The sequence below is a fragment of the Nesterenkonia maliinae genome (assembly GCF_051262655.1).
GTDB lineage: Bacteria > Actinomycetota > Actinomycetes > Actinomycetales > Micrococcaceae > Nesterenkonia.
This window is the reverse complement of record NZ_JBIMEY010000006.1, coordinates 32967-56646: the sequence shown is the minus strand read 5'-3', so window position 1 is coordinate 56646 and position 23680 is coordinate 32967. Positions and strand designations below refer to the sequence as shown.

Annotated in this window: 22 protein-coding genes and 1 tRNA gene; 4 read left to right on the top strand and 19 right to left on the bottom strand. The window is 68.4% G+C overall.

Annotated elements, in window-relative coordinates; translation table 11 throughout:
* Window positions 1-142: 142 nt before the first annotated feature.
* The gene (greA, locus tag ACHAA4_RS11255) at window positions 143-643 is read left to right on the top strand and encodes a transcription elongation factor GreA (RefSeq protein WP_435774266.1); all 501 of its coding nucleotides are present in this window, start codon (window positions 143-145) and stop codon (window positions 641-643) included.
* Between the two features lie 108 nt (window positions 644-751).
* Here greA and ilvA read toward each other — a convergent pair whose 3' ends face one another.
* The 3 genes from ilvA to ACHAA4_RS11240 all read right to left on the bottom strand — a co-directional run bounded on the left by ilvA (window position 752) and on the right by ACHAA4_RS11240 (window position 4563).
* The gene (gene ilvA, locus ACHAA4_RS11250; protein ID WP_435774265.1) at window positions 752-2038 is read right to left on the bottom strand and encodes a threonine ammonia-lyase; all 1287 of its coding nucleotides are present in this window, start codon (window positions 2036-2038) and stop codon (window positions 752-754) included.
* Window positions 2035-3501 carry an AI-2E family transporter gene (locus tag ACHAA4_RS11245; protein WP_435774264.1) on the bottom strand — a complete coding sequence of 489 codons (1467 nt, stop codon included), beginning with the start codon at window positions 3499-3501 and terminating at the stop codon, window positions 2035-2037. Before ACHAA4_RS11245 ends, ilvA begins: the two co-directional genes overlap by 4 nt.
* A gap of 147 nt (window positions 3502-3648) precedes the next feature.
* Window positions 3649-4563, bottom strand: a complete 915-nt coding sequence (locus ACHAA4_RS11240; protein WP_435774263.1) for a Bax inhibitor-1/YccA family protein — start codon at window positions 4561-4563, stop codon at window positions 3649-3651.
* Between the two features lie 190 nt (window positions 4564-4753).
* On the opposite strand from ACHAA4_RS11240, the gene ACHAA4_RS11235 reads away from it, so the two are divergent.
* Together ACHAA4_RS11235 and ACHAA4_RS11230 are read left to right on the top strand one after the other, a co-directional pair.
* Entirely contained in the window at window positions 4754-5380 is a 627-nt protein-coding gene (locus tag ACHAA4_RS11235; RefSeq protein ID WP_435774262.1) for a biotin transporter BioY, read from the top strand.
* Window positions 5358-6089 (top strand): energy-coupling factor transporter transmembrane component T family protein, encoded by a 732-nt coding sequence (locus ACHAA4_RS11230; RefSeq protein WP_435774261.1) that lies wholly within the window; start codon window positions 5358-5360, stop codon window positions 6087-6089. The genes ACHAA4_RS11235 and ACHAA4_RS11230 overlap by 23 nt, the downstream gene beginning before the upstream one ends.
* Window positions 6090-6203: 114 nt before the next feature.
* On the opposite strand, the gene ACHAA4_RS11225 is transcribed toward ACHAA4_RS11230, so the two are convergent.
* From ACHAA4_RS11225 to ACHAA4_RS11215, 3 genes are read right to left on the bottom strand one after another with little or no spacing between them, the layout of a single operon-like run.
* Window positions 6204-6974, bottom strand: coding sequence for a cupin domain-containing protein (locus ACHAA4_RS11225; protein ID WP_435774260.1), 771 nt, complete (start codon window positions 6972-6974; stop codon window positions 6204-6206).
* Window positions 6974-7957: a DUF6807 domain-containing protein gene (locus tag ACHAA4_RS11220; protein ID WP_435774259.1), complete on the bottom strand. Its 984-nt coding sequence runs from the start codon at window positions 7955-7957 to the stop codon at window positions 6974-6976. Before ACHAA4_RS11220 ends, ACHAA4_RS11225 begins: the two co-directional genes overlap by 1 nt.
* 3 nt (window positions 7958-7960) lie before the next feature.
* Entirely contained in the window at window positions 7961-9091 is a 1131-nt protein-coding gene (locus ACHAA4_RS11215) for a Gfo/Idh/MocA family protein (RefSeq protein ID WP_435774258.1), read from the bottom strand.
* Window positions 9092-9284: 193 nt separating this feature from the next.
* Between ACHAA4_RS11215 and ACHAA4_RS11210 the strand changes: the two genes are divergently transcribed.
* Window positions 9285-10319, top strand: coding sequence for a LacI family DNA-binding transcriptional regulator (locus ACHAA4_RS11210; RefSeq protein WP_435774257.1), 1035 nt, complete (start codon window positions 9285-9287; stop codon window positions 10317-10319).
* A gap of 270 nt (window positions 10320-10589) precedes the next feature.
* Here the strand turns inward: ACHAA4_RS11210 and ACHAA4_RS11205 are convergent.
* The 13 genes from ACHAA4_RS11205 to ACHAA4_RS11145 all read right to left on the bottom strand — a co-directional run bounded on the left by ACHAA4_RS11205 (window position 10590) and on the right by ACHAA4_RS11145 (window position 23672).
* Window positions 10590-10663 (bottom strand) — tRNA-Leu (locus ACHAA4_RS11205).
* 59 nt (window positions 10664-10722) lie between these two features.
* Complete coding sequence (locus ACHAA4_RS11200; RefSeq protein WP_435774256.1) at window positions 10723-12114, bottom strand: NAD(P)/FAD-dependent oxidoreductase; 1392 nt, start codon at window positions 12112-12114, stop codon at window positions 10723-10725.
* A gap of 72 nt (window positions 12115-12186) precedes the next feature.
* Window positions 12187-13644: a S8 family peptidase gene (locus ACHAA4_RS11195; RefSeq protein ID WP_435774255.1), complete on the bottom strand. Its 1458-nt coding sequence runs from the start codon at window positions 13642-13644 to the stop codon at window positions 12187-12189.
* Window positions 13641-14642 carry a Ppx/GppA phosphatase family protein gene (locus ACHAA4_RS11190; protein ID WP_435774254.1) on the bottom strand — a complete coding sequence of 334 codons (1002 nt, stop codon included), beginning with the start codon at window positions 14640-14642 and terminating at the stop codon, window positions 13641-13643. The genes ACHAA4_RS11195 and ACHAA4_RS11190 overlap by 4 nt, the downstream gene beginning before the upstream one ends.
* A gap of 75 nt (window positions 14643-14717) precedes the next feature.
* The gene (locus ACHAA4_RS11185; protein WP_435774253.1) at window positions 14718-15368 is read right to left on the bottom strand and encodes a DUF501 domain-containing protein; all 651 of its coding nucleotides are present in this window, start codon (window positions 15366-15368) and stop codon (window positions 14718-14720) included.
* 98 nt (window positions 15369-15466) lie between these two features.
* On the bottom strand, window positions 15467-16036 hold the full coding sequence (locus ACHAA4_RS11180; RefSeq protein WP_435774252.1) for an FtsB family cell division protein: 570 nt from the start codon (window positions 16034-16036) through the stop codon (window positions 15467-15469).
* Between the two features lie 288 nt (window positions 16037-16324).
* A complete protein-coding gene (eno, locus tag ACHAA4_RS11175; protein ID WP_435774251.1) occupies window positions 16325-17605 on the bottom strand; it encodes a phosphopyruvate hydratase in 1281 nt (426 codons plus the stop codon).
* Between the two features lie 122 nt (window positions 17606-17727).
* On the bottom strand, window positions 17728-18537 hold the full coding sequence (locus ACHAA4_RS11170; protein ID WP_435774250.1) for a MazG nucleotide pyrophosphohydrolase domain-containing protein: 810 nt from the start codon (window positions 18535-18537) through the stop codon (window positions 17728-17730).
* Entirely contained in the window at window positions 18534-19685 is a 1152-nt protein-coding gene (locus ACHAA4_RS11165; protein WP_435774249.1) for an adenosine deaminase, read from the bottom strand. The genes ACHAA4_RS11170 and ACHAA4_RS11165 overlap by 4 nt, the downstream gene beginning before the upstream one ends.
* Before the next feature lie 60 nt (window positions 19686-19745).
* A complete protein-coding gene (locus tag ACHAA4_RS11160; protein WP_435774248.1) occupies window positions 19746-20567 on the bottom strand; it encodes a DedA family protein in 822 nt (273 codons plus the stop codon).
* A 10-nt stretch (window positions 20568-20577) separates the two neighbouring features.
* Window positions 20578-21927, bottom strand: coding sequence for a thymidine phosphorylase (locus ACHAA4_RS11155; RefSeq protein WP_435774247.1), 1350 nt, complete (start codon window positions 21925-21927; stop codon window positions 20578-20580).
* Window positions 21924-22388 (bottom strand): cytidine deaminase, encoded by a 465-nt coding sequence (locus ACHAA4_RS11150; protein ID WP_435774246.1) that lies wholly within the window; start codon window positions 22386-22388, stop codon window positions 21924-21926. The genes ACHAA4_RS11155 and ACHAA4_RS11150 overlap by 4 nt, the downstream gene beginning before the upstream one ends.
* 66 nt (window positions 22389-22454) lie before the next feature.
* Window positions 22455-23672 (bottom strand): amidohydrolase, encoded by a 1218-nt coding sequence (locus ACHAA4_RS11145; protein ID WP_435774395.1) that lies wholly within the window; start codon window positions 23670-23672, stop codon window positions 22455-22457.
* Window positions 23673-23680 lie beyond the last annotated feature (8 nt).

Here is a 23680-nt window from a genome sequence, read left to right as displayed (position 1 = left end):
ACGGTCCTGATTGAGAATCCGGAGCGCCCCCACTAGCATGTGGGGAACGCATCAACACCCCGCCGAGGCATGTTCCGGGCTCAAGGCCGAACACCATGCCGTCCCACGGCGGGGTCTTTGCATGAATAAGGAGAGATGAACAGTGTCAACGAACACCCCCGAGATCGACGAGAACGCTCAGTGGCTGACCCAGGAGGCCTACGATCGGCTGAAGGGCGAGCTCAAGCACCTCAGCGGACCCGGTCGCCAGGAGATCGTTGACCGCATCGAGTCCGCCCGCGAAGAAGGCGACCTCAAGGAGAACGGCGGCTACCACGCCGCCAAGGAGGAGCAGGGCAAGGCCGAGGCACGCATCCGCTACCTCAACGATCTGCTGGAGAACGCCTACGTCGGCGAGGCTCCCACCGGTGACACCGTGGTCCCAGGAATGCTCGTCGAGGCCAAGATCGCCAACAACACGATCAAGTTCCTCTTCGGCAACCGCGAGATCGCCGGAGACTCAGGCCTGGAGGTCTACTCCGAGCGCTCCCCGATCGGCGAGGCCATCAACGGCGCCAAGCCCGGAGACAAGTTCAGCTACTCCGCTCCCAACGGCAAGGACATCCCGGTGGAGATCCTCTCCGCCGAGCCGTACCGCGGCTGATCATCACCGCAGACACAGCAACGCAGCAAAACGACGGCGGCCCCCTCCACTCGGAGGGGGCCGCCGTCGTTTTCGGGCCGGTGCGTCGGCTCACGCGGCCGAAAAAGCTCAGTGCTGCGGGACCATGGGCTCGTAGCCCTGGGCGCGCAGTCGGTTGAGCACCTTCTCGGAGTGCTCGGCACCCTTGGTCTCCATGTTGATCACGATGGAGACCTCCCCCATGGACAGCGCCCCACCGATCCGGCTGTGATCGACCCCGGTGACGTTCGCGTCGGCGTCGGCGATGATCTGAGAGATCGTCGCCAGCTCGCCGGGCAGGTCCTTGAGCATCATCTTCACGGTCAGGAACCGGTTGGCGGCGGAGAGGCCGTGCTGGATCACGCGCAGCATCAGCATCGGGTCGATGTTTCCTCCGGAGAGCACGGCGACCACGTTCTTCGGGCTGATGCCCAGATCGGCGAGCTTGCCCTCCATGAGCGCAGCGACGGGCACGGCTCCAGCGGGCTCCACGACCATCTTGGAGCGCTCCAGCAGGAAGATCAGCGCGCGGGCGATCGCGTCTTCGCTGACCGTCACGACCTCGTCCACGAGGTCCTTGATGATCTCGAACGGGATCTCCCCGGGACGGCCCACCGCGATGCCGTCAGCGATGGTGCGAACTCCCTTGATCGGGACCAGCGCGTCGGCGGCGAGGGAGGGCGGGTACGCGGCCGCGTTCTCGGCCTGGACGCCGATGATCTTGACCTCGCGGCCCAGCCTTGCCGCCTGCTGCTTGATCGCCACGGCGGAGCCGGCGAGCAGCCCGCCCCCGCCGATGCCCATGATGACGGTGTCCACCTCGGGCTGCTGTTCCAGGATCTCCAGGCCGATGGTCCCCTGGCCGGCGACGACGTCGGTGTTGTTGAACGGGTGGATGAAGACCGAGCCGGTCTCGTCCGAGTGCCGCTGCGCCTCGGCGAGGGCCTCGTCGACGTTGGACCCGTGCAGGATGACCTCGGCGCCGTGGTCACGGGTGGCGGCCAGCTTGGGCAGCGCCACTCCGTGGGGCATGTAGATCTTCGCGGTGATGCCCAGCTTCTTGGCCGCCAGCGCCACACCCTGGGCGTGGTTGCCGGCAGAGGCCGCGACGACGCCGCGCGCCTTCTCCTCTTCGGAGAGCCGTGCCATGCGCACGTATGCGCCGCGCACCTTGAAGGACCCGGCACGCTGGAGGTTCTCCGCCTTCAGGTGCACCGTGGCGTCCACGAGACGGCCCAGGGCGCGTGAGTGCTCCATCGGGGTCCGCACGATGATGTCGGCCAGCAGCGCCTGCGCGGCTTCGATGTCCTCGATCTGGACGCTCAGCTGCGCACCTGGTCGGGTGCCTGCCTTGGGCCTGTGCTGGATCTGAGTCATTCTCGTCTGCCCTCATCCTCGGGATGGGTGTCGGTTACGGTCTCTGTTCGTGTCTGCGGTCCGCTCCCCGTCTCAGCCGCTGCGGCCTCAGTGTCGGGGTGCGGGCGGGTGCCGGCCTCGGTGTGCGTCTCGGTGCGGGTGACCTGCCCCGCGGCTGGGTCGCCGCGTCGGCCGAAGCCGCGCCGCTCGGGGTCCAGACCGGGGATGGTCTCTTTGAGCCGGCGGGTGATGTTCGCCAGCGAGGCCTGCTCCTCGGCCTCCTGGACCTCCTTCTGGGCGGCGCGCTTGATCGCCTCTTCCTTCTCCAGCTTCTCCATCGCCTTGGCCTCGGGGTCCCCGCGCCACTCCTCCTTCACGAGGTACTGCGCGGCCCGGTTGACGAAGGCCAGGACCGGCACGGCGAAGAGCGCGCCCACGATGCCCAGCAGGGTGGTGCCGGCGGTCACCGCGAGGATGACGGCCAGCGGGTGCAGCCGCACGGCCTTGCCCATCACGATGGGCTGCAGGATGTTGGACTCGATCTGCTGGACCAGCAGCACCACGCCGACCATCAGCAGCGCGTTGCCCAGTCCGTTCGCCACCAGGGCCAGGATCACGGCGACGGCACCGGTGACCACGGCACCGACGATCGGGATGAAGGAGCCCAGGAAGACCAGCACGGCCACAGGCAGCGCGAGCGGCACGCCCAGCAGCGCTGCGCCCACGCCGATGCCGACGGCGTCGACGCCGGCGACGAAGACCTGGACGCGCATATAGGAGCCGAGCGCTGTCCAGCCGCGGCGACCGGCGCCGTGGATGGCGGGGCGGTGCTTGCCGGGGGCGAAGAACACCAGGAAGTCCCAGATCTTGCGGCCATCGGCCAGGAAGAAGATCAGCGTGAACAGGGCCAGGATCCCGCCGACGACGATGCTGCCGGCGGTGGACCCCAGCGCCATGGCTCCGCCCAGGATCGCCTCAGAGTTGTCCTGGAGGTAGGTCAGGCCCTCTTCGAGGCCCTGGTTGATCTGATCGGCGGAGATCTCGATGCCGAAGCCTGCGGCGGTCTCCTCTGCGAGGGTGACCAGCTCGAAGAGGCCTTCCGTGACCTGGCTGGCCATATCGGCGAATCCCTCGGCCAGCTGCTGCCCGACGAGCCAGAGGAGTCCGGCGACGAAGCCGACCAGCACCAGCAGCGTGGTGATCGCCGCGACCACGCGCGGGAACTTCCACTTCACGAACACGTTGTGCAGCGGGCGCAGCAGCGTGGCCAGCAGAGCCGCGACCAGCAGCGGGATCAGCAGCAGCGAGATGTGGCTGAGCAGCCAGATCAGCACGCCCACGAAGAGCAGGATGATGATGACGCGCCAGGACCAGGCGGCGGCGATCCGGATGCCCCACGGCACGTCGTCCTGGATCCGCTGCTCCTCGGCCATCCGGGGAGGGACATCCTCCTCCATCAGCTCGAGCTTTTCGACAGTGTTCATTGCTACATCCTGCCATGGCTCAGGGGTGGCGATACGACGACGGGCCCGCCTGATGCGCTCGGGCATCGGGCGGGCCCGTCATCTGTTACGCGGAGTCGATACCTGTGCGCTCCTCAGCGCGAGAAGCGACTCGGTTCTCGGGTGTGCCTATTCGGCCATCGTGCGGATGATCGCGATCACGCGGAGGATCTCGATGTAGAGCCACACCAGGGAGACAGTGAGGCCGAAGGCCGCGGCCCAGCCGTATTTCTGCGACACACCGGCCTCCACACCCTCCTGGATGTTGGTGAAGTCCATCACCAGGGAGTAGGTCGCGAGCAGGATGGCGAAGGCGCCGATGGCGATGCCGAACCAGCCCGAGCGAAGACCGAACATCTCCATGTCGGTGAACATCATCAGACCGAAGTTCATCAGCGAGAACACGGCATAGCCGATGATCGCGACGAAGAACATCTTGTTCAGCTTCGGGGTGGCGCGGACCTTGCCGGACTTGAACAGGGCCAGCACGGTGCCGAAGACGGCCAGGGTGGCCATCACCGCCTGCACGGCGATGCCGGGGAACTGGGTCTCCAGGAACATCGTGATCGCGCCGAGGAAGAAGCCCTGGGTGGCGGAATAGGCCAGGATCAGCGCTGGGTTCGGCTCCTTCTTGAACGCGTTGACCAGACCGAGGACGAAGCCGACCAGGGCTGCGACCAGCGCAAGCCCCATGACCGCGCCGGGCATGACCAGGCCCAGCGCCACGGCACCGGCCGCGCCGAGCAGCACGACGGCGAAGCTCGTGACGGTCTTGCGGATGACATCGTCATAGGTCATCGCCGCACCCTGGGAGCCGGCGGCATCGGGCAGGATGTATTGGCGGTTCAGCTGGTCCGCCCCGGCGCCGCCTGCCTGCTGGCCGGGCATGCCGTACTGGGCGGCGAAGGGCTGGCCCTGCGCGGGACTCTGGCGCGACTGCTCGGTCACGCCACCCTGGTCATTCATGTAGAACCGGCGCCGCTCGCGCTTCTTCTCGCTGAACTGGTCAGGGAAGGCACCGGTGTTGAAGATCGGGTTGGACATGGGGTGACCGCACTCCTATCGGTGCTCGGTGGATGTCTCTTCGTCCTCCCCCGCAGGTCACGGCCTTCTGACCGGTCGCGTGAGGGACGAATCCTCGAATATTCTAACTCGCCCACCCCGTTGGGGCTGGAGATTACCTGGGAATCTGCCAGAGGCGGACGGAGAGCCCGCTCCGGGTTATATTTGAACGGTGTTCAACAGATCTTCAGCCCCCGCCGCGTCGACGGAGGCCCGCGCCACAGCTCCGGCTCCCCCCAGCACTGCGGTGCGCAGCATCGCTCAGATGGCGATGTTCGCGGCCCTGGTCGCAGTGCTGGGTCAGCTTCCCGCCATCCCTCTGGCCGGAGGGGTGCCGATCACGCTTCAGACGCTGGGGGTGATCCTGGCGGGTGCTGTGCTGGGTCCCTGGCGCGGCGCTGGATCCATTGTGCTGCTGCATGTGCTCGTGGCGGCGGGACTGCCGCTGCTCGCCCACGGCTCGGGGGGCCTGGGCGCGTTCGCGGGGCCGAGTGCTGGTTTCGCACTGGGCTGGATCCCGGGAGCCTTTCTGGTGGGCCTGATCACCCAGGCGTCCTGGCCGCTGCGCCCCTGGCGCACGATCACAGGCGCTGTGCTGGGCGGGATTGTGGTCGTCTATGCCTGCGGCCTTCCGGTCATGGCCTTCCAGATGGGACTCGACCTTCAGCAGGCGGCGCTGATCAACCTGGCCTTCCTCCCGGGGGATCTGCTCAAGGCTGGGATCGCCGTGGCGCTGACCCACTCGTTGGCCCGCGCCTACCCGGCCCCGTTCACACATGCCCGCAGGCGCCGGCAGTGACCCTGCCCAGCAGAACCCTGCCCGCCAAGACTCGGACCTCCAGACCCCCGTCCGCCGACACCCTGCCGGCGGCCACGCCTCCGGCTCCAGCGCCGCCACGGTGATCCCGCTCTACCGGCCCGGGAGCTCGTTGCTGCACCGGATGCCGGTCGGCGCGAAGTTCCTCGGGATCTTCATCGCGGCGCTGGCCGCCTCGGTGTTCCGTGAGAACCTCGGCGTGCTGCTGTGCATCTGGACCCTGACCCTGCTGGGCTTCCTGCTCTCGGGCATCGGGCTTCGCGGCCTGTTCGCCCAGCTCTGGCGACTGAAGTGGCTGGTGGTGGTGCTGACCATCCCCCAGCTGATCTTCCTGACCCCCGTCGAGGCGGGCTTCAACGTGGCACGGGTGCTCGCCGTCGTGATGCTGGCCGCACTGTTCACGCTGACCACGGCGACCTCGGACATCCTCTCCAGCGTCGAACGGGTCTTGCGCCCGCTGGATCCGGTGCTGCAGCGAGTGGGGTTGAGCGCCGAGCGGATCTCATTGGCGCTGTCGCTGACGATCCGGTCGGTGCCGGTGATCCTGTCCTTCTACGCCGATATCCGCGAGGCCCAGCGGGCCCGCGGCATGCGACCCACCCCGCGCGCCACCGTGCTGCCGCTTCTGGTGATGAGCCTGCGCCACGCGGAGGAGACTGCCGAGGCGCTGGCGGCCCGCGGGGTGCGCTGAGGCTCGCGTCGGTCTCGCCCCGAACCCACCCCGGAGGATCGCCTGCGCCCGACGTCGGAACTCACCCGGCGGCAGGGTCGGACCGGACGATGCCTCGGCCCGCTCCGCGCCTGGTCACCTCCGACCCGGGTCCTCTCCGGTCCAGGTCTGGAGTCGTCCGCACATCCCCCACAGCCGCGGTTCCGGCCGGGGCTCGCCGCGGATGACCGCAGCGTCGTGCAGGTGCGCACCGTCCCCCGCGCCCAGCGCGAGCAGCTGGGCCCGGGTGCGCTCGGTCTCGACCTCGACGTTGCGCTCCCAGATCTGCTGCCAGTCTCCGACGCGCGGTCGGACCAGGTTCACCGCGAGCTCGTGGAACCGCTGCATCGCCTCCGGGCCCTGAGCCTGGATCCGCCCCAGCAGCTGCTCGTAGCCGGTGATCGCCAGGTCCCGCCGGATTCGCGCCGCCTCAGCCCGAGCAGCGTCGTCGCCGTCGGCCGGCAGCGCCACGGCCTCCCGATAGCGCTGCGGATCGGTGAGGATCTCCTCTGGGAAGGTCAGCACCGCATCGCCGGCCTCGGGGAGTCCGGCGTTGGACATGACCACCTGCATCTGCAGCTGGTCATGATTGACCAGCCGGTGCACCGTGCCCGGGGTGAACCAGAGCAGCGACCCGGCGGAGAGGTCATCGCGCGCCGGCCCGGCCGCACTGATGGTGTGCACCTCGCCGCGCCCCGAGGTGACCACATAGGCCTCGGTGGAGAGCGTGTGCAGGTGGGGCGATCCCCCGTGGAGCCCGTCGGCGGTCTCCCAGTCATAGACGCACAGGTGGCTCAGCGAGGTTCCGCCGGGAAACCTCGGCAGCGCCCGCGGCGCGGGAGCCTGGTCAGGAGTCTGGCTGTTCATCAGAGCGCGAACTCCTGCCCGATCTGGGTGCGTTCCTCGGGCTCCAGAACCCGGGCGATGAACAGGAACCGGTGGTGCAGGCGCAGCGTGGCTCCCGCAGGAAGGTGGATCTCCTGATCGAAGGCCGGTGACTGGCTGGCCACAGCGAAGATCGAGGTGCGGGTGAACCATTTGATCGGCGGCAGCGAGGTCCCTGCGCATTCCGAGGTCCCGGCGAAGGCCATGATGGTGCCGCCGCCGTCGAGGTCGTCGTGCTCGGAGGAGAAGGCCACCCAGTCGGCCACCTGTCCCATGGTGTTCTCCTCGCCCTCGGCGCCAGCGGAGTTGACCACCTGACAGCCGCTCCAAGAACGGGGCCCGCGCCAGAACCAACCGGTGTATCCGGCGTTGGGTCGCCCCGCCGTCGTCGGGCTGCCCAGCGGCAGGGTCTGGCCGGAGACGTTGGTCAGTTCGGTGGTCAGGTCGATGGCCCAGATGCCGCGGGCGGTGTCCAGGGAGTGCACCCGCTGGACCCGATGCTCGTCGATCCAGTGCTCCTCGCGGGAGGTGATCCATTCCAGGGTCTCGTCGAAGGTGACCTCCTCTCCCCCGCTGGGGGCGGTGCTGAAGCCGGTGTGGTTCATCCGTCCCAGGTTGCCGCGCATCTTATAGCCGTCTTCGGCGGCGAAGGTCGGGCCGCCCCAGAAGTTCTGGTCCGCCACGTGGGACCAGGTGAACTGCAGTCCGGTGTGCCAGCGGTGGTCCCAGGGGCGGCGGACCGAAGCCTCGCCGCCGTCGAGGAATCGCAGCGGGTAGAGATAGGGCTTAGGCGCCTCGTCCTGCGGGGAGTCCGGGTGGGTGACGTAGCGCAGGATCTCGGTGCCGGCGGCGGTCACCGCGATCTCCTTCTCCCCGGCGGTGACCTCGAACTGGGTGGCGGGGTTCGCGCCGGAGCCGGTCGCGGCGGCGGGTGCGGTCTCGGTGTGCTGCTGATCGGTGCTCATCGGTCAGTTCTTCTTTCCGTAGCTGTAGGACTCGTCATGCATCGCGGTGTAGTAGGTGCCGTCCTGGCGCAGCTCGGCGCGCTTCACGGTCTCTCCGGTCTCTGCCGACTGATACAGCGCGGCGATGAACTCCAGGGTGCGGCGCCCCTCTTCTCCGGAGGCGCGCGGCCGAACCTTGGCCTCCATGGAGTCCAGCAGCTCGGAGAGCTGCTGCTTGTGTGAGGAGGGCACATTCTCTTGCGGCGCCCAGGACTCGACCGCCGCGAGGTCCTCGGCCGCGTGCGGCGCCGGGGTCCAGGTCCAGGAGCTGTTGTCGTAGCCATAGAGGTGTTCCACCTCCACGGTGGCGTCCTGGAAGTCGAAGCGCAGGTAGGAGACCTCTCGGGGGGAGATCACGCTGGTCACCACGGTGGCGATGGCCCCGTTGGCGAAGCGCACGATGGCCGAGGAGAAGTCCTCGGTCTCGACCTCGCGGTCGAGCTTCTCGGCCACCGCGGTGATCTCGGTCCACTCCCCCAACACCTCCAGGAGCAGGTCGATCTGGTGGATCCCGTGGCCCATCGCCGGACCTCCGCCCTCGGTGGCCCATTTCCCCCGCCAGGGCACGTCGTAGTATGCGTGGGGCCGGTACCAGAGGGTGTTGCACAGCGCGACCAGGGGTCGACCCAGCGTGGAGTCTGCGACCTGCTTCTTCAGCGTCTTCGCGCCGGAGCCGAAGCGGTGCTGGTAGACGTAGGAGGCGTAGGGCCCGCCTTCAACCTCCTGAGCGGCGACCGCGTCGTATTCGGCCAGGGTGAGCACCGGCGGCTTCTCGCACCAGACCCAGGCGCCGGACTGCAGGCCCTGGATGGCGGCGTCCTTGTGCGCCGAGGGCGGGGTGCAGATGATCAGCAGATCGGGAGACTCGGCATCGAGCAGCTCCTGCGCGGAGGAGAAGCGGCCCGGGATCCCCCATTCATCGGCCACCTGGGTCACCCGGTCGGGATCCAGGTCAGCGATGCCCACGACCTCCACCCGATCCTGGTGCGCCTTCAGCGTGGGCAGGTGGGCGATGGTCGCGATACCGCCTGCGCCGATGATCCCGGCCCGGATCTTGGCGCCCCGGCCGGTCGGTGAGTGTGCGGTCTCAGACATGCGGTCTCCTCGGTGACTGGGGACGGGCTTCGAACACCCGTGATGTGAACGATCACTTGATTCGTTCCACCTGAGGCTATTGACTCGATAGTGTGACTGTCAACACATTCACCCGATCAGTTCACACGATGGGTATGCGAGGATCGTCGCAACAGTCCACATCCGGTCCCACACCCCGCCGAGGAGCACACCTATGGCCAGCACACCCCCGCGCGCAGCCACTCTGCACGAGGTGGCCGCCCTCGCCGGGGTCTCACATCAGACGGTGTCGCGGTTTCTGCACAACCGGGGCCCGTTCAAGCCCGCCACCGTCGAACGCGTCGAGGCGGCCATCAAGGAGCTGAACTACCGACCGAACATGATCGCGCGCTCGATGCGCACCCGGGAGACCGGCATCCTCGCCGCCATCCTGCCGTCCCCGGTCACCGCGCTGCCGACCCCCACTCTTGCCGCGGCCGCCAAGGTGGCGCGTCGATCCGGCTACTTCATGGAGATCTCGGTGATCGAAGGGCCCGCGCAGGACCGCGCCCGGCGAGCCCAGGAGCTCCTGGACTCCGGACGACTCGAAGGCGTCCTGTCGCTGGGCGCACTGCCGGGCATGAGCGACCAGCCCCGCACCCCGACGACGACGGCGCTCGCGATCCTCGACCAATATGATGACAAGCTGCGCGGGATCGGCCCGCTGGCCGACGCCTCGGTGCTGCGCGAGATCATCCAGACCCTCGCTGACATGGGGCATCGCCGCTTCCTGCACATCGAGGGACCACAGGACTGGTCCTCCGCGCGAGCCCGACGCGATGAATACCTGTGCAGCATCACGGAGCTCGGACTCGAATCCCACGGGATTCGCGGCGGAGACTGGACCACGGAGTCTGGATACGCTGCGATCAGCGGCCTGGAGGAAGACTCCCGCGTCACCGCGGTGATCGCCGCCAATGACTATCTCGCGCTGGGTGCGGTCCGCGCGGCGCATGATCGAGGTTGGCAGGTGCCGAAGCGACTGAGCGTCATCGGCTGGGACGACCTGGCCACCGCGCGATACGCCATCCCGGCCCTGTCCACCGTGGTGGTGGACAGGGAATCCCAGGGCCGCTCCGCGATGGAGCGGCTGATCGCACTGGTCCGCAACGAACCGGCACCGGAGCCCACGAAGCCGGTGAGTCGGCTGATCCTGCGCGAATCCACCGGCCCCGCCCCTGAGCTGGAGCCATTCCGGATGCAGCGCTGAAGCCAACCGGCACCCTGCTTCCGAAGCGGAAAGTGAACGTTCACACAATTGACTTATGACCTGGCGCGCACCCGCACCCGCACCCAACGTGTTGAGCCGATCCGCTTGATCGGACGCAGAGAACCAGGACCTGATGATGTCCCAGGGATCTTCCAGAGGCATGAGCCGCGGGAAGACCCGCATGGGACACAGCGTGGAACACAGGAGTGCGGGCCGTCGCTGACGGCCCGCACTCCTGGTCTGCAGTGATCGGACTCGTCGCATCGGCGGTGCCCCCAGTGGGACTCGAACCCACACTGGACCGATTTTAAGTCGGTTGCCTCTGCCGATTGGGCTATGGGGGCAGAAAGCGGGCTGCCACTGACAGCCCGCTTTCTTGGTCTACGTCATCGATGCTGACACGTCAGCTCTTCGCGGCTTCCTTCTTCTTGCCGCCGCCGGCTGCTTCCTGGAACTGCCGGTAAGGGCTCTCGAGGTCGCGCACCGGGGTGTAGTCCCGGCCCAGTACGAGCTCGGAGACCCAGCCGCCGACCACACGAACCTTGCGCTCCACCGTGGGGATCGCCATCGCGTGGTAGCCGCGGTGGGCCATCCAGGCGGGGAATCCGCTGATCTTGACCTTCAGCGGGTTGCCGACGCCCTGGAACATGCCCAGTCCGGCCACAGCCCCGAGGGAGTCGTGCTTGTACTCGCTGAGCTGGCCCTGTCCATAGCTGGCTGCCAGCAGGTTCTTCGCGAGCACCTTGGCCTGGCGGGAGGCATGCTGCGCATTGGGCACGCAGGTGCCGTCGGGCAGTCCGCCGCCGCTGAGGTCGGGGATGGCCGAGATGTCGCCCGCGGTCCAGGCGTTCTGCAGGACCTTGCCGTCTTCATCGGCGATCTGCAGGGTGGCGGTGCCGGTGACCCGGCCACGCGGATCCACCGGGAAGCCGGACTTCTTGGCCACGACGTTCGCGGCGACGCCTGCGGTCCAGACCAGGGTGTCGGACTCGAAGCGATCGGCCTCGGACTTGTCCTTCATGTTGACCAGTCGCATCTCGCCGTCCACCACGGAGCCCAGCGAGGTGTTCAGCAGGACCTCGATGCCGCGGCCGCGCAGGTGCTCGACGACGCCGACAGCCTGATCCTCGCTGACCTCGGGCATGACGCGGCCCATGGCCTCGACCATGAGGATGCGCACATCGGTCTGACCGACGCGCGGGTTTACGGCAACGGCGGCGCGGATGATGTCTTCCATCTCCGCGACGGTCTCGATGCCGGCGAAGCCGCCACCGACGACGGTGAAGGTCAGTGCGCGGGACTTGGCTTTCTCATCGGTCATCACCGAGGCGGATTCGATGCGCTCCAGGACGTGGTTGCGCAGGGTCAGCGCCTCTTCGATCGTCTTCAGGCCGATGCCGTGCTCGGCGAGGCCCTCGATCGGGAAGGTCTTGGTCGTGGCGCCGGCGGCCATGATGATGTCCTGGTACGGCAGCTCCACGGTCTCACCTTCGGAGAGCTCCACGGTGGCGCTGCGGCCGTCATGATCGACGGCCGTGACCTTGCCGGTGATGATCTCGGAGTCCTTGAGGTGGCGGCGGTGGGAGACTACCGCGTGGCGGGCCTCGATGTGGCCGCCGACGACCTCGGGAAGGAATGGCTGGTAGGTCATGTACGGCATCGGGTCGACGACGGTCACGATCCCGCCGGCGGCCTTCACCTTCTTCTGAAGCAGCTGCGCGGTGGTGAGACCGACGTAGCCGCCGCCGACGATGAGGACACGGGGTTTCGCGGAAAGCGTCTGTGGAATAGCCATATGCATCATCCTATACGTAGCTCGTTGGTGGGTGGTGAGGATTCGTGCCGCGGGAGGACCTGAGCGCGATGCTCAGTTCTCCCCCTGGCGGCGGGCAAGCTGCAGATGGATCGCGGCCATGGCGAGCACAGCGATCACCAGCAGGGCCGCGGCGCCGAGGGCAACTGGTCCGGCCCAGTCCTGGGCGGTGCTGGGCTCCCCCGGCTGCGGCATCGCGCGGGGCTCTCCCTCGGGCCCGGCCACGACGCCGGCGTCCTCAGGGATCTCGTTCTGCTCGGGCTCTTCGACCTCGCCTCGCCGGTGGACTCGGATCCATTCGGCCAGCGTCGGGTACTGCGCGGCCTCGAACGCCGGCACCTCGCCGGAGACCGCCTCGGCCACGTCGAGCACCCCGTGGCCATACTCGGGGTCCACACCCTCTGCGCCCTGGGAGTCTGCGGTGGAGAGCAACCGGTGCTTGACCTGCTGTGCGCTGAGGTCGGGGTTGGCCGCCCAGACCAGGGCGGCGGCTCCGGCGACGATCGGTGAGGCGCCGGAGGTGCCGTTCCACTGCACATAGTCGCCCCCCGGCATCGCTCCGACCAGGGGTTCGGAGGCGGCGGCGATGCCGATGGCGATGCCCTGGGAGGAGGATTCCTCGCTGATCCGGCGGGACTCATCGACGCCTGCCACGGCGAGCACACCGGGGATGGTGGCGGGCGCGCCGACCGAGAGGTGCCCCGAGGCGCGGTTGCCGGAGGCCGCGACGACGAGCACGTCATTCTGCTCGGCGTAGAGGAACGCCTCGTCCCAGGCTTCGGACCATTCCTGGAAGCCGGAGCCCAGGGACATGTTGATGATGTCCGCGCCGTTGTCCACTGCCCAGGTCACGGCTTCGGCGATCTGTTCCTCGGTGCCCCCGCCATAGGGGTTGGGGTCCTGGAGCAGCAGGGAGACCGAGAGGATAGATGCTTCGGGAGCGACTCCGACGACGCCGTCGTCGGGGTCATCGTCCCGGGTGAGCGCCCGGGGTGCCGTGCGGCTCTCCTGGAACTCATCCAGGGCGTCGGAGTCGACCTCCTCCTGCCAGCCCTCCCCGTAGATGTCTTCCAGGGAGGTCTCGAAGTCCTCCCACCAGTCTTCCCATTCGTCGTCGTCGAGGTCTTCGAGGTCCTCGTCGACCAGCTCGGCGACGGCGGTCGCCTCCGCGGAGGTGCCGCGGCCGGCGGCCAGGGAGGCCACCAGCGTGCCGTGCTCGGTGGCGATCTGATCCACCGGGGCACCGTTGTCGCCGGCTCCGGAGACGTCGGTGCCGCCCACGACCGCGCCGGAGAGGGTGGGGTGGCTGGAGTCCACGCCGGTGTCGATCACCGCGATGGTCATGCCCTCCCCGCGGGTGGTCTCCCAGGCCTCGGTGATCCCGTAGTCCTCGAGCCAGTACTGCAGGTCGCGCCACTCATCGGCATTCGCGGCCGGGGCGGCGAGGATCACGCCGCTGAAGGTCAGGCCGGCGGCCAGTGCGGCCCCGAGGGTGCGTGAGCCGGCTGTCATCTGGGCTGCTCCGCGCCTTCGGGTTGATGGGCGTCCGCCTGGGAACGCGCGCTGGTCTGGGAATGCGCCAGGGACATCGCGATGCCGTCGAGGATGTCGTGCTCGGAGGCGACCGCCGAGACGATCCGCCCGTGGGTGACCTTGTTCAGGTAGTCCAGGATGGTGCCCCAGATCAGGGCGCCGGCGCCGATGACGTCCACCCTGCCGGGGTGCATGATCGGCATCTGGGCGCGGACGTCGCGGGTGGAGTGGACAAGCTTCTCCACCGACTGGTGCAGGGTGTCGAGGTCGATCTCGGCGCCGTGGATGAGGTCCGGCTCGTAGTCTTCGAGCTTCAGCGCGTGCGCGGCGACGGTGGTGACGGTGCCAGCCACGCCGATGACCACCTCGGTCTCGTGCAGCGGCATCACCTCGGAGACGTTCTCCAGGAAGGAGAGCGTCTCGAAGCTGGTCATCGAGGTCTCGGTGTCGGTCGGCGGGTCGCTGCGCATGTGCCGCTCGGTGAAGCGCACGCAGCCCATGTCTGTGGAGATCGCGTGCTCGACCCCGGCGGAGGTGCCGAGCACGAATTCGGTGGAGCCGCCGCCCAGATCGACCACGAGGATCTTGCGCTCGGCGTCCCAGTCCAGCACCGAGGCGGCGCCGGCGAAGGACAGCCCGGCCTCCTCGCTGCCACGGATCACCTCGGGCTCCACCCCGAGCCGCTGCTTGACCCCGGCGATGAACACATCCCGGTTCGCCACATCGCGGGAGGCGGAGGTGGCGACGAAGCGCACGGCCTCCACGTGATGCCGGCGGATGAGCGCCCCGTAGCTGTCCACCGCGGCGAATGTCCGTTCCAGCGCTCCGTCCGAGAATTCGCCGGTCTCATCGACACCCTCGCCCAGGCGCACGACGGTCATCTGCCGCACCACGTCGGAGACCCGTCCGTTGTCCTGAACGTCGGCGATCAGCAGCCGGATGGAGTTGGTTCCGCAGTCGATGGCAGCAACTCTCATGGGGTGTCCTTCTCCTCGCCGGTGTTCGTGAGCGGTCGACGGCGTGGCCGTCCCGCGGGGGTCCTTGCCAGCACTCTATGCGGTCTCTCCGGTGTCCTGCGAGACCGGGTCCTGCGCGGCGGTGTCGTCTTGACGGGCGAAGCCCTGGTTCCTGCGGCGCACATGCCGGCTGAGATCGCGCTGCGGGACGTCGGCGTCGTGGTCCCAGGAACTGGCGCAGCTGCAGACCTGGGGGCTGAATTCCTCACTGATGAGCGCCAGCGTCTCGTCGCCGAGCGGGTTGATCCCGGGTCCCACCGCCAACGAGTGCCCGACGAGCACGTGCAGGCACTTGACCCGGTCAGGCATGCCTCCCGCGCTGATGCCCTCGATCTCCCACACCGGTTCCAGCCCCGCGAGAACCCGGATCCGGTCGCGCTCGGCGAGGTAGTTCTCATGGGCGCCACGATAGGCCTGGGCAAGCTCGGTGTCGGTGCTGAGTCGCTCGCTCATCTGCGCCATCAGCCCGGAGGCCTCGAGCCGTGACACGGCGGCGGTGGCGGCAGGGTGGGTGAGGTAGAAGGTGGTCGGGAACGGGATTCCGTTGCTCAGCCGTGGTGCCGTGGCTGCGACCAGGGGGTTTCCGCAGGTGCAGCGGGCGGGGATTTCGACGACGTCGCGCACGGGCCTGCTCAGCTGCAGGCTCAGGGTGTCCAGATCGCTGGGGTGCGGCGTAGTCGAGTTCACGGGAGCCGAGTTTACTGCACTGCTGGGCCTCACCGGGCCCAGTCCGCCGACGCGGGGGTGGGGTCGGTTCAGGTGCGGCGGCTCAGGGGCGGGTCGGCTCAGTCCTCGGCGGCGGAGCGGACCAGCGAGTCCCAGAGCGCCTCGGCCCAGGGAAGGTCGTGGCGGACGTCGGTGGAGTCCAGCTCGTCGAGCTCTTCGGCGCTCTCCTCGGCATCGCCCATCACCTGGTAGCGACGCTCCCCCGGCATGACCAGGTTGATCCGTTCCCGGGCCTGCTGGCGGACGAAGTCTGGATCATCCCAGCGCACCAGCTCCGACTGCAGCTGAGCCTGTTCCTCCTGCTCGGCTGTGATCTGCGACTGGAGCTCGTTCATCTCCGAGCGCTGCTGGAAGAAGCTGTTCACGGTAGGGACGAGGAAGGAGATGACCACCAGGACCACGATGCTCAGCACGATCATCCGGCCCGGGAACTTCCGTTCCGGGACCGCCGTGGCGGCGCTGACCGGGGTCTTCGGCGATCCCGAAGCGGTGGAGGTGTTCCTCTTCCGTCGCGCGGTGATGTCGGCGGGGGTCCGGATCTCACCGGAGACCTGCTCGCGTTCGGCAAGCCGACGGGCCTGGGCCGCGCGCGCTTTGACCTCCGCTGAGGAGGCACGTCTGCTCGGCACGATATGTCACCGCCTTGAGGGGAAGAGGGGAAAGTAGGCGTGGCTTTCGAGGATATCTGGACCGGGCCTCCGGACCCGGATCTGACACGCGAACGGGTCAGGCTGACGCGTGGATTCTCCTCGAGGCCCGAGGACGCAGAAGGACGGAGCGCCAGGCACACGGACCTCTGGTCGAAACCATGATCCGTGGCCTGACGCCCCGTCCTGCTCGGCGCTGCGTCGGGCTGGTCAGCTGCGCGCGTCACGCGGTGCTGGGTGGCGTGCAGCGGCGGTGATGACCGGCGTTGACTAGGCGCTGAAGCGCGGGAACACGGAGGCTCCGGCGTAGCGCGCGGCGTCGCCGAGCTCCTCTTCGATGCGCAGCAGCTGGTTGTACTTGGCGACGCGCTCGGAGCGGGCCGGTGCGCCGGTCTTGATCTGGCCCGAGTTGGTCGCCACGGCGATGTCCGCGATGGTGGTGTCCTCGGTCTCGCCGGAGCGGTGCGAGATCATCGTGGTGTAGCGGCTGCGCTGAGCCAGCGAGACCGCGTCGAGGGTCTCGGTGAGCGAGCCGATCTGGTTGACCTTCACCAGGAGCGAGTTCGCGGTGTCCGCGGCGATGCCCTTGGCCAGACGGTCCGGGTTGGTGACGAAGAGGTCGTCACCGACCAGCTGCACCTTGTCCCCGATCTGCTCGGTCAGGGTCTTCCAGCCGGCCCAGTCGTCCTCATCGAGCGGATCTTCGATGGAGATCAGCGGGTAGGCGGCGACGAGCTCGCCGTAGTAGGCGCTCATCTGCTCCGGCGTCCGGGACTCGCCCTCGAAGGTGTAGACGCCGTCGGCGTAGAACTCGCTGGCTGCCACGTCCAGGGCCAGCGCGATGTCCTTGCCCGGGGTGTAGCCGGCCCGCTTGATGGCCTCGGTGATCAGGTCCAGTGCCGCGCGGTTGGACGAAAGGTTCGGTGCGAAGCCGCCCTCGTCGCCCAGTCCGGTGGCCAGGCCCTGCTCCTTGAGCAGCGCCTTCAGCGAGTGGTAGACCTCCACGCCGGCGCGCAGCGCCTCGGAGAAGGTCGCCGCGCCGATGGGGGCGATCATGAACTCCTGGATGTCGACGTTGGAGTCCGCGTGGGACCCGCCGTTGAGGATGTTCATCATCGGCACCGGCAGCAGGTGCGCGTTGGGACCACCGAGGTACTTGTACAGCGGCAGGTCGGAGGCATCGGCTGCGGCCTTGGCCACGGCCAGGGAGACGCCGAGAATCGCGTTGGCGCCCAGGGAGCTCTTGTTCTGGGTTCCGTCGAGGTCGAGCAGGATCTGGTCGATGATGCGCTGCTCGGTCGCGTCCTGTCCTTCCAGGGCGGCGGCGATGACGTCGTTGACGGCGCCGACGGCGTCGGTGACGCCCTTGCCGAGGTAGCGATCCTTGTCACCGTCGCGACGCTCTGCGGCTTCGAAGGCGCCGGTGGAGGCGCCGGAGGGGACTGCGGCCTGGCCGAAGCTGCCGTCCTCGAGGAGGACATCGACCTCGACGGTCGGGTTGCCCCGCGAGTCGAGGATTTCGCGGCCATACACACTGACGATCAGAGACATATTCTGTCGGCTCCTTGTTGTTCATTCGGTGGGAAACTTTTCGGGGGTGCCGAGCGCGCCCTTGCGCCGGTGCGTCCTTCTTCTCAAGCTGGTGAAGCTCGTCGTTCTGTGCAGATTCTCGATCAGGTCATGCGGTTCAGATGGCTGCGCAGCGCCCGCTCCGGGTCCTGGCCCGCAGCGCGTGCGGTGCGCACCACAGCAAACAGTAGTTCACCGAGCTCCTCCTCGTCAGCCGCCGCCAGCGTGGCCGGGTCAGAGTTGGGGAGATGTTCACTGCGCTCCCGCCCGAGCCGATCGATCACCTTGGCCGCCTTGGCGAGGGCCGGCAGGTGCGCCGGGAGTGAGCCGACGACGCCGGAGAGGTGGGTCCCGCCGTCGTCGTCCGACGGGTCTGCCGCGGTCCGGTGCGCGGGCGCCGGGTTTCCGGAGACTGGGTGCTCCGCCGCCTTCTCCTCGGCCTTGATCCGGGTCCAGGCGGCTTCAACCTGCTCGACGCTCGCCTGCGCGTCCACCGACAGGCGCCCATCAGCGGTGAACACGTGCGGGCTGCGGCGCACCAGCTTCGCGGTGATGGCCTGCGCCACCCCGTCGAGGTCGAAGCTGCCGCGCTCTTCGGCCAGCTGGGCGTGCAGCGCGATCTGGAAGAGCAGGTCCCCCATCTCCTTGCGCAGACCCTCGTCGAGGCTGCCGGCCTCGATCTCCTCGAGCACCTCATAGGCCTCTTCGACGAGGTACTCGGTGAGATCCCCGTGGGTCAGCTGGGAGGTCCAGGGGCAGTGCTCGCGCAGCCGGGCGATGACCCAGCGAAGCATCGCGATCTGGTCATCGCCTGCGGGACCAGCCCCTGCCTGACCGGCGCTCGTCGGACCGGGGCTGGTCAAATCGGGGCTGGTCGGGCCGGGGCCGGTCTGCCGACCGCGGCTCAGCGTCACTGCCAGGCTTCGAGGATCATGCCTGCCAGGGCCTCGCGCTCCTCGTGACCGAGGAAGGAGGACTCCAGTGCGTTGATCTGGAAGTCGGCGAGTTCACCGAGGCCGTAGTCGAAGGTGCTGGCGACCAGGGCGAGCTCTCCGGAGAGGGTCACGCCCGAGACCAGTCGGTTGTCGGTGTTGACCCCGACATTGAAGCCCAGCTGGTAGAGCATGTCGAAGGGGTGGTCGCTGAGCTCGGGAGGCTGGCCCTGGGCGAAGCCGGCGATCGCGCCGGTCTGCACGTTGGAGGTGGGGCTGACCTCGAGGTGGATCTGGCGGTCACGGACCCAGCGGGCCACGGGACCGAGCTCAACCTGGAAGACCTCTTCTCCTGCCTCGGAGTCGACATCACCCTCGATCACGCTGATGTCATCGGCCACTCGGACGCCGTGGCCCAGGCGCTGGGCGCGGCCGGAGACCAGCGCATCGCGGACGGATTCGATGCCGTCACCCTCACCGGCGTGGACCGTGGTGGGGAGCATCTCGGTGGCGAGCCGGGTGAAGGCGTCGGCGAAGCGGCTGGGCGGGAAGCCCGCCTCGGGGCCGGCGATGTCGAAGCCGACGACGCCCTTGTCGCGGTGGCGCAGCGCGACTTCGACGATCTCATCGGCGCGGTCGGACTGGCGCATCGCGGAGACCAGCTGGCCGACGACGATGACGCCATCCTGCTCGGCGACGGTCTCCATCCCCTGGTTCAGCCCCTCCTGTACGGCCTCGACGGCCTCGTCCAGGCTCAGACCCTGCTCCTGGTGCTGCTCGGGGGCCCAGCGGACCTCGGAGTAGATGATGCCGTCGGCGGCGAGATCCTCGACGTACTCCTTGGCGACGCGGCGCAGGTTCGGGGCGGTCTGCATGACGGCGGTGGTGTGCGCGAAGGCCTCCAGGTAGGACTCGAGCGATCCGGAGTTGGCGTTCTGGCGGAAGCGCTCGGCGAGCTCCTCTGCATCCTGGCTGGGAAGTTCGTGGCCGATCTCCGCGGCGAGCTCGATAAGCGTCGACGGGCGGAGCGAGCCGTCCAGGTGATCGTGCAGGGAGACCTTGGGCAGGTTGCGCAGCTGCTCTTCGAGCTTGGCGGCGGCGGAGCGGGCTTCGGCAGCGGTAGAAGTCATAGGAGTGAGTCTATCCAGGACCAGGAGGTACGTCGCCCGGGCACCCGAGAGAGGGCTCGCTCAGCGGGCCGGGCCGCCGTCGTCCTCGGGGTGTTCGCGGTCACCGTGATCCCCGGCCTCCCGGTCATGGCGTGCATGGTCCCTCGCGTGATCACCATGGTCGCGGTGGTCGCGGTGGTCGCGGTGGTCGCGGTGCAGCCGCAGCGGGGGCTCTACCGGCAGCGCGGCGGTGTCGAAGTAGCCCTCGGGATCGAGGTGGACGCCCTTGCGATCCAGCCAGCGCGTGACGAGCCGGAAGATCCGGTCGAAGATCCAGCCCAGCACCACTGCGCCGGTGATCGAGACCGTCATCGCGACCAGCACCGAGTCGAAGATGTTCGCACTGATCGCGCCGATCCCCACCGAGTAGGAGGCCCAGACCAGCGAGGCGACGGCGTCGATGGCCAGGAACCGTCGCAGCGAGAACCCGGTGGTGCCGGCGACGAAGTTGATCGCCACCCGTGCTCCGGGGATGAACCGGCCCACGAAGATCAGCAGCACCCCGCGCTTGTCGAGCTCGTGGCGAGCCCAGATCAGCGTGCGCTGCGGGGTGGGGCGACGCATCCAACCGAAACGCATCGGTCCGATCGCGCGGCCTATCCGGTAGGCGATGAAGTCTCCGAGCAGCGCCCCGGAGGCCGCGACCAGAATCACCCAGAGCAGGAACGGGGTGCCGGGCTCCCCGGAGAGCGAGCCCAGTCCGACGACCAGCGAGTCGGAGGGCACGACGGGGAAGAACCCGTCGACCACGCAGAGCACGAAGAGGCCCACCAGGGTCCACCATCCGGAGGCGGCCTCCAGGATGGTCTGATTGATGGCATCGAGGATCTGCCCAGGACTCATCCAGGTGGCCTCAGTCGGTCAGATCCGCGGCACTGATGCGATCGAAGACCAGGTCTGGGGTCTCGTGCGGTCCACCCTCGGTGTCGACGTCCACGGCGCCGTCGAGCGCCTGCTGCGCCCTGGCGATCCGGTGCTCGTCGTCGGTGAGCAGGGTGAACAGCGGCTGACCGGCGGTGATGGCGTCGCCGGGCTTCGCGTGCATGCGCACCCCGGCTCCTGCCTGCACGGCATCCTGCTTGCGCGCCCTGCCGGAACCGAGCCGCCAGGCGGCCAGGCCCACGGCCATCGCGTCCATCCGAGTCATGGTCCCGGAGACACCGGCGTTGATCGTGTGGGTGTGCACCGCCTGGGGCAGCGCTGCGTCGGGATTGCCGCTCTGCGCGGCGATCATGCGGCGCCAGGAATCCATGGCGCGTCCGTTGCGCAGGTTCTCCGCGGGATCCACCCCGGTGATGCCCACCGCGGTGAGCATCTCCTGGGCCAGCGCGACGGTGAGTTCGACGACGTCGGCCGGTCCCCCGCCGGCGAGCACCTCCACGGATTCCTGGACCTCGATGGCGTTGCCAGCGGTCAGTCCCAGCGGGGTGTCCATATCGGTCAGCAGCGCGGAGGTCTTGACGCCGGCGTCGGTGCCCAGGGCGACCATGGTGCGGGCCAGTTCCACGGCGTCGGCCCGGGACTTCATGAAGGCACCGGAACCGGCCTTCACATCGAGGACCAGGGCGTCGGTGCCCTCGGCGATCTTCTTGGACATGATCGAGGACGCGATCAGCGGGATCGCCTCCACGGTGCCGGTGACGTCACGCAGCGCGTAGAGCTTCTTGTCGGCCGGGGCCAGTCCCGGGCCGGCCGCGCAGATCACGGCGTTGACCTCATCGAGCTGGCGCAGCAGAGCCTCATTGCTCAGGTCCGCCTGCCATCCCTCGATGGCCTCCAGCTTGTCCAAGGTGCCGCCGGTGTGACCGAGGCCGCGTCCGGAGAGCTGCGGGACGGGCACGCCGAAGCTCGCCACCAGGGGGGCCAGCGGGAGCGTGATCTTGTCACCGACTCCTCCGGTGGAATGCTTGTCCGCGGTGAGCCTGCGACCGCCGTCGGCCGTGCGCAGGGAGGAGAAGTCCATCCGCTCGCCCGAGGCGATCATCGCGGCGGTCCAATGCCCGATCTCCTCCCTGGTCATCCCGTTGAGCAGGATCGCCATGGCCAGCGCGGACATCTGCTCGTCTCCGACGAATCCGTCGGTGTAGGCGGCGATCATCCAATCGATCTGTTCCGGGGAGAGCCGCCCGTGGTCCCGCTTGATCCGGATCAGTTCGACCGCGTCGTGGGCGGAGCGGTCATAGGTGGCACCAGCAGCGCTCATCGGTTCTCCAAGTCGTTCATCTCAAGATCGCGGGGGCCGAAGGATTCTGGCAGCAGGGCGGCCAGGGTGGTGGCGCCCCTGGCGGTGCGCACGTGCATGGTCTCGGCCGAGAACTCGAGCAGCAGCTGACGGCAGCGACCGCAGGGGGTGATGTACTCGCCCTGCCGGTTCACGCAGGTGAACGCCACGATCTTGCCTCCGCCGGCCATCTGCAGCGCTCCGATCATGGTGCACTCGGCGCAGAGGGTGAGCCCGTAGGAGGCGTTCTCCACGTTGCACCCGGAGACGATCGATCCATCCTCCAGCAGCGCGGCGGCGCCCACCGGATAGTCCGAGTAGGGCACGTACGCCCGGGTCATGGCGATGCGCGCCTGGGTGGTGAGTCGCTCCCAGTCGGCATCGTGGTTCGGAGCCGGGATCCGCGCGATCCGTCCGGTCAGAAAGTCATCGTGCTCAGTCATAGAGGACATCCTACGAGGCCACACGGGGCCGCGTGCGCCAAGGTCGGCGGTGCTGGCGCGTCTCGGCTAGTCCCGGCGCAGCTCGTTGATCGCGCTGAGCGCGGTGGTGACCATGATCTTGGTGCCATAGCCGATGCACCGTTCATCCGGGATGTAGTCCCCACGGTGCAGGTCGAAGTCGATGCCGCCGGGGGTCTTGGTCCCGAGCCGGAACATCGCTCCGGGAAGCTCCTGGGTCATCCAGGCGAAGTCCTCCCCGCCCATGGACTGCGGGGCGAGCTCCAGCCCCTCTGAGCCGAGCACCTCACGGCCGGCGTGCTCCAGCATGGTGGTCTCGCGCTCGTTGTTGATCACCGGGGGCACGCCGCGGATGTGCTCCAGCTCGACGTCGACCCCCCAGGGCGCCGCGACCTGCTCGACGATCTCATCGAGGAGCTTGCCGGCGTCACGCCAGGCCTCGGCGTCGAGGATCCGCATGGTCCCGACCAGGGTCCCGCTGGAGGGGATCGCATTGTGCGCGCTGCCGGCCTCGATCTGGCCCCAGACCAGTGAGACCGCGGAGCGCACGTCAACGCGGCGGGAGAGCACCGCAGGGACCGTGGAGGCGATGTGCGCCAGGGCGGAGACCATATCCTCGGTCAGATGCGGACGGGAGGTGTGTCCGCCCCGGCCGGTGACGTTGATCCGCACCACGTCGGCCGCCGAGGTGATGGCTCCGATGCGGGTGCCGATCATGCCGACCTCGATGCGCGGGTCGCAGTGCAGCGCGAAGATCCGCGGCAGCGGCTCCAGCACGCCCTGACTCACCATCTCCAGGGCGCCTCCGGGCATGGTCTCTTCGGCCGGCTGGAAGATGACCCGCACCTTCGCGCCCAGACCCGCCGGGTCGCCGTCGTTGATCCGCTGCTGGTGCAGCTGCTGCAGGCTCAGCGCGACTCCGAGCGCGACGGTGGTGTGGATGTCATGGCCGCAGGCATGTGTGACGCCCGCGTGGGTCGAGGCGAACGGGAGGTCGGTGAGCTCAGCCACCGGCAGGGCGTCGATGTCTCCGCGGAATCCGGCGGCGAACTCCCCGGCGCCGATGTCCACGTAGAGACCGGTCGTCTCGGGCATCAACTCCGGCTCCAGGCCGACCGCGCGCAGAGCGGCGGCGAGCCGCTCCGTGGTGCGCTCCTCCTTCCACGACAGCTCGGGATGGGCGTGAAGGTCCCGGCGCAAGCTGATCAGCGTCGCTTCAAGCTCATCGACGACCTCGGAGGCCGAGGCATGTGCCGCCTTGAGCATCACCGTGC

Bases quoted from the DNA above. Each gene is read 5' to 3' on its own strand.
- ilvA (WP_435774265.1), bottom strand. From the start codon at position 2,038: ATGACTCAGATCCAGCACAGGCCCAAGGCAGGCACCCGACCAGGTGCG.
- ACHAA4_RS11245 (WP_435774264.1), bottom strand. From the start codon at position 3,501: ATGAACACTGTCGAAAAGCTCGAGCTGATGGAGGAGGATGTCCCTCCC.
- ACHAA4_RS11240 (WP_435774263.1), bottom strand. From the start codon at position 4,563: ATGTCCAACCCGATCTTCAACACCGGTGCCTTCCCTGACCAGTTCAGC.
- ACHAA4_RS11230 (WP_435774261.1), top strand. From the start codon at position 5,358: ATGCCCGCAGGCGCCGGCAGTGACCCTGCCCAGCAGAACCCTGCCCGC.
- ACHAA4_RS11225 (WP_435774260.1), bottom strand. From the start codon at position 6,974: ATGAACAGCCAGACTCCTGACCAGGCTCCCGCGCCGCGGGCGCTGCCG.
- ACHAA4_RS11220 (WP_435774259.1), bottom strand. From the start codon at position 7,957: ATGAGCACCGATCAGCAGCACACCGAGACCGCACCCGCCGCCGCGACC.
- ACHAA4_RS11215 (WP_435774258.1), bottom strand. From the start codon at position 9,091: ATGTCTGAGACCGCACACTCACCGACCGGCCGGGGCGCCAAGATCCGG.
- ACHAA4_RS11210 (WP_435774257.1), top strand. From the start codon at position 9,285: ATGGCCAGCACACCCCCGCGCGCAGCCACTCTGCACGAGGTGGCCGCC.
- ACHAA4_RS11200 (WP_435774256.1), bottom strand. From the start codon at position 12,114: ATGGCTATTCCACAGACGCTTTCCGCGAAACCCCGTGTCCTCATCGTC.
- ACHAA4_RS11195 (WP_435774255.1), bottom strand. From the start codon at position 13,644: ATGACAGCCGGCTCACGCACCCTCGGGGCCGCACTGGCCGCCGGCCTG.
- ACHAA4_RS11190 (WP_435774254.1), bottom strand. From the start codon at position 14,642: ATGAGAGTTGCTGCCATCGACTGCGGAACCAACTCCATCCGGCTGCTG.
- eno (WP_435774251.1), bottom strand. From the start codon at position 17,605: ATGTCTCTGATCGTCAGTGTGTATGGCCGCGAAATCCTCGACTCGCGG.
- ACHAA4_RS11165 (WP_435774249.1), bottom strand. From the start codon at position 19,685: ATGACTTCTACCGCTGCCGAAGCCCGCTCCGCCGCCGCCAAGCTCGAA.
- ACHAA4_RS11160 (WP_435774248.1), bottom strand. From the start codon at position 20,567: ATGAGTCCTGGGCAGATCCTCGATGCCATCAATCAGACCATCCTGGAG.
- ACHAA4_RS11155 (WP_435774247.1), bottom strand. From the start codon at position 21,927: ATGAGCGCTGCTGGTGCCACCTATGACCGCTCCGCCCACGACGCGGTC.
- ACHAA4_RS11150 (WP_435774246.1), bottom strand. From the start codon at position 22,388: ATGACTGAGCACGATGACTTTCTGACCGGACGGATCGCGCGGATCCCG.
- ACHAA4_RS11145 (WP_435774395.1), bottom strand. From the start codon at position 23,672: ATGCTCAAGGCGGCACATGCCTCGGCCTCCGAGGTCGTCGATGAGCTT.